3 protein-coding genes are annotated in these 3982 nt (G+C 73.3%); all 3 read left to right on the plus strand.

The window, feature by feature from the left end; translation table 11 throughout:
• Positions 1–399 precede the first annotated feature (399 nt).
• Positions 400–2112, plus strand: a complete 1713-nt coding sequence (ctaD, locus tag ACFCX4_RS35120; protein ID WP_376151352.1) for a cytochrome c oxidase subunit I — start codon at positions 400–402, stop codon at positions 2110–2112.
• Between the two features lie 103 nt (positions 2113–2215).
• Positions 2216–2758 carry a hypothetical protein gene (locus ACFCX4_RS35125; RefSeq protein ID WP_376151348.1) on the plus strand — a complete coding sequence of 181 codons (543 nt, stop codon included), beginning with the start codon at positions 2216–2218 and terminating at the stop codon, positions 2756–2758.
• Positions 2759–3202: 444 nt separating this feature from the next.
• Positions 3203–3931 (plus strand): response regulator, encoded by a 729-nt coding sequence (locus ACFCX4_RS35130; RefSeq protein ID WP_376151350.1) that lies wholly within the window; start codon positions 3203–3205, stop codon positions 3929–3931.
• The last annotated feature ends 51 nt before the right edge of the window (positions 3932–3982 follow it).

Here is a 3982-nt window from a genome sequence, read left to right on the forward strand (position 1 = left end):
GCCGGGGGAGTTCCGACTCCCCCGGCCGCACCGGTTCCTGCGTTTTCGACGGGCCGTCACCCGGGTCCGGCCCCCGCACCGCCCCGGCACCGACCCGGACGTCGTCCGGGGCGCCGTCCGGGGCGGACGGTGGTCCCGGTCGGCGGCCCGGATCCGAGGCCCACCGGCCCCGGCCCGCTGGGTCCAACGGCCCTAGGGCGCACGGTTGGCCCGTTCCGATCATGGATCGCCATCCATCCGCAGAAGTTTCGAAGGAGTGCGTCCTTGAGCGCCATCGAGGCACAGGGCGACAGCGCGCCGCCGTCGTCCGCCGCCCGACCGGGAGGGGCACGGGTCGGGCGACCCGGCTCGTCCCTGGTCCGGCTGCTGACGACCACCGACCACAAGACGATCGGCACCATGTACCTGGTGTCGGCGTTCGGGTTCTTCCTGATCGGTGGCGTCCTCGCCCTGGTCATGCGCGCCGAGCTCGCCCGGCCGGGGACGCAGATCCTCTCCAACGAGCAGTTCAACCAGGCCTTCACCATGCACGGTTCGGTGATGCTGCTGCTGTTCGCCATGCCGCTGTTCACCGGCTTCGCCAACTGGATCATGCCGCTCCAGATCGGCGCCCCCGACGTCGCGTTCCCGCGCCTGAACATGCTGGCCTTCTGGCTGTTCATGTTCGGTTCGCTGATCGCGGCGGCCGGCTTCGCGACCCCGCAGGGCGCCGCCGACTTCGGCTGGTTCCTCTACGCGCCGCTGTCCGACGCGGTGCACTCGCCCAGCGTGGGCGCCGACATGTGGATCATGGGCGTGACGCTCTCCGGCTTCGGCTCGATCCTCGGCGCGGTCAACTTCATCACCACCATCATCTGCATGCGCGCCCCGGGCCTGACCATGTTCCGGATGTCCATCTTCTGCTGGAACGTGCTGCTCACCTCGGTGCTGGTGCTGCTGGTCTTCCCGGTCCTGGCCGCCGCGCTGCTGGCCCTCGAATGCGACCGGAAGTTCGGCTCCCACGTCTTCGACCCGTCCTCGGGCGGGGCCATGCTCTGGCAGCACCTGTTCTGGTTCTTCGGCCATCCCGAGGTGTACATCCTGGCGTTGCCGTTCTTCGGCATCGTCTCGGAGGTCATCCCGGTCTTCAGCCGCAAGCCGATGTTCGGCTACTCCGGCCTGATCGCGGCCACCATCGCGATCGCCGGCCTCTCGGTGACGGTGTGGGCGCACCACATGTACGTCACCGGGCAGGTGCTGCTGCCGTTCTTCTCCTTCATGACCTTCCTCATCGCCGTCCCGACCGGTGTGAAGTTCTTCAACTGGGTCGGCACCATGTGGAAGGGCTCGCTGAGTTTCGAGACGCCGATGCTGTGGACGGTCGGCTTCCTGGTCACCTTCCTGTTCGGCGGTCTCACCGGCGTGCTGCTCGCGGCCCCGCCGATCGACTTCCACGTCTCCGACTCGTACTTCGTCGTCGCCCACTTCCACTACACGCTCTTCGGAACCGTGGTCTACGCGATGTTCGCCGGCTTCCACTTCTGGTGGCCGAAGATGACCGGCAGGATGCTGGACGAGCGCCTCGGCAGGATCACCTTCTGGACGCTGACCGTGGGCTTCCACTCGACCTTCCTGGTGCAGCACTGGCTGGGCGCCGAGGGCATGCCGCGCCGGTACGCCGACTACCTGGCCTCCGACGGGTTCACCGCCCTCAACACCTTCTCCACCATCGGTTCCTTCCTGCTCGGCCTGTCGATCCTGCCGTTCCTGTACAACGTCTGGAAGACCGCCAAGTACGGCGAGAAGGTCACCGTCGACGACCCGTGGGGCTGGGGCCGCTCCCTGGAGTGGGCGACCTCCTGCCCGCCGCCGCGCCACAACTTCGTCACCCTGCCGCGGATCCGCTCCGAATCCCCGGCCTTCGACCTGCACCACCCGGAGATCGCCGCCCGCGACCACCTGGACCACCACGGCGAGCCGGCCAAGCACCTGGCCGGGGTCGCGCCCGCCGCGTACGACGCCCCGTTGCCGCGCCGTTCCCGGGCCCGTGCGCTCGGCGCGGGCGCGTCCGGCGGCGGCCCGTCCGGCGGTGGTTCGGCCGGGGGCGGTTCGCCCGCCGACGGCGAGGACTGACGCCCCCGCCCCAGAACGCCGCTCCCGCCCGCGCCGCGCCCCAGGGGCGGGCGGGAGCGGCCCTCCCTCCGAACCGTCCGAGGCTTGAGGAGTGCACGGCTCCATGTCCCACATCGTCCTGGCCATCGGCACCGCCGCGATCACCGCGTCCGGCTGCGTCTGGTACCTGCCCGCCATCGCCGACCTCCAGGCCGGCGAGGACCGCCCCCGGTCGTCGCGCACCGCCGCGGCCGCCTGCGTGACCTGGTGGGCCTGTCTGGCCCTGGCCGGCGGCCTGCTGCTGGCCGTCCCCGCCTGGGAGCCCGCCGCCCAGATCGTGCTCGCCGGTCTGGTCGCCGGTGTCCTGCTGCGGGTCCGCGCCGGGCTGCAGAGCCGGGCCGAACAGCGTGAGCAGGCGGTGCGCTGGGCCCTGATCGACCCGGCCCCGGAGCCGTTGCCCTGCGCGCCGCGCCCCTCCGCCCGGGCCCTCCTCGGCTGGCTGCTCGTCGGCCTGGCGATCGCCTCGCTCGGCGCCGTCTCGATCCTGCTCTCCGGCGGCGGTCCGCTCGCGACCCGGCTGGTGGCCGCGGCCGTCGGCGCGGTCGTGGTCTGCACCGCCTTCCTGCTCATCGGCCTGGGGAGCGCGCGGCGGCGGCACGGTTTCTGACGAAGCGTCAATCACGGGCGCGGGGGCCCCGTCGGGTGCTTCGGGGCCGGCGGCGGTCCCGAAGCGCCCGGCCGCACGGCCGTCGGGTGCCCGGTGACGGCCCGCCCCCGCGAGGTGCCGGGCGTGCGGTGCGGGGGTCTCGTGGCGGGACGCGGGGCCCCCGACGGGGTGAGCAGGGGTGGTGGCGCCCGCCGGGGCCGGGTTCCCGGGTCCGCGGTCCGGCGTGCTGCGCGCTCGCCGGGGCGGTGCCGGGCGCGTGCCACAGGCCCTCGCGCCGCCCGGCGCACCGCGGCGGGCGGCGCGAGCACCACCCCCGTGAGCGGCCCCTGCGGTCCCGGCGGCCGGAATGGGGTCGTTCGACCCTGGGCGCGCGCCCGGTGGTGCAGGATGATGCGGTGGACCCGGTGTTCGGTGTGCCGGGCACGGAGAGGGCGGAGCCGCGAGATGGCGAGCGAGACGAGCGGGACCGGGACGCCGGCGCCCGTCAGGGTGTTCCTGCTGGACGACCACGAGGTGGTCCGGCGCGGCGTGCACGACCTGCTGGACGGCGAGCCCGACCTGGAGGTGGTCGGCGAAGCCGGCACCGCCGAGCAGGCGCTGGTGCGCATCCCCGCGCTGCGCCCGGACGTCGCCGTCCTGGACGTGCGCCTCGGTGACGGCGACGGCGTGGCCGTCTGCCGCGAACTGCGCTCCCGGATGCCCGATCTGGCCTGCCTGATGCTGACCTCCTTCGACGACGAGGAGGCCCTGCTCGACGCCGTCATGGCCGGTGCGGCCGGCTACGTGCTCAAGCAGATCAGCGGCACCGACCTGGTGGCCGCCGTCCGGACCGTCGCCTCCGGCCGCTCGATGCTCGACCCGGGCGCCGCGACCCGGCTGCTCAACCGCCTGCGCAGCGAGGCCGAGCCCGCGCAGCCGTCCGCCGGCGGCCCGGAACTGACCGCGCGCGAGCAGGAGGTGCTCGCGCTGATCGGCGAGGGCCTGACGAACCGTCAGATCGGGGAGCGGCTCTTCCTCGCCGAGAAGACGGTCAAGAACCACGTCTCCCGGCTGCTGGCCAAGCTGGGTGTCGAGCGGCGGGTGCAGGCGGCGCTGATCGCCACCGAGCTGCGCCAGTCGGCCGCGGAGCGCTCCTCCCACCACCCGCGCCTCGGCTACGGTTCGCGCGGCTGACCACCCGCACCCGGCACCCGCTCGCACCCGGCCCCGGCCGCCCCGCACGGG

The organism is Kitasatospora sp. NPDC056327, assembly GCF_042261735.1.
Classification (GTDB): Bacteria; Actinomycetota; Actinomycetes; order Streptomycetales; family Streptomycetaceae; genus Kitasatospora.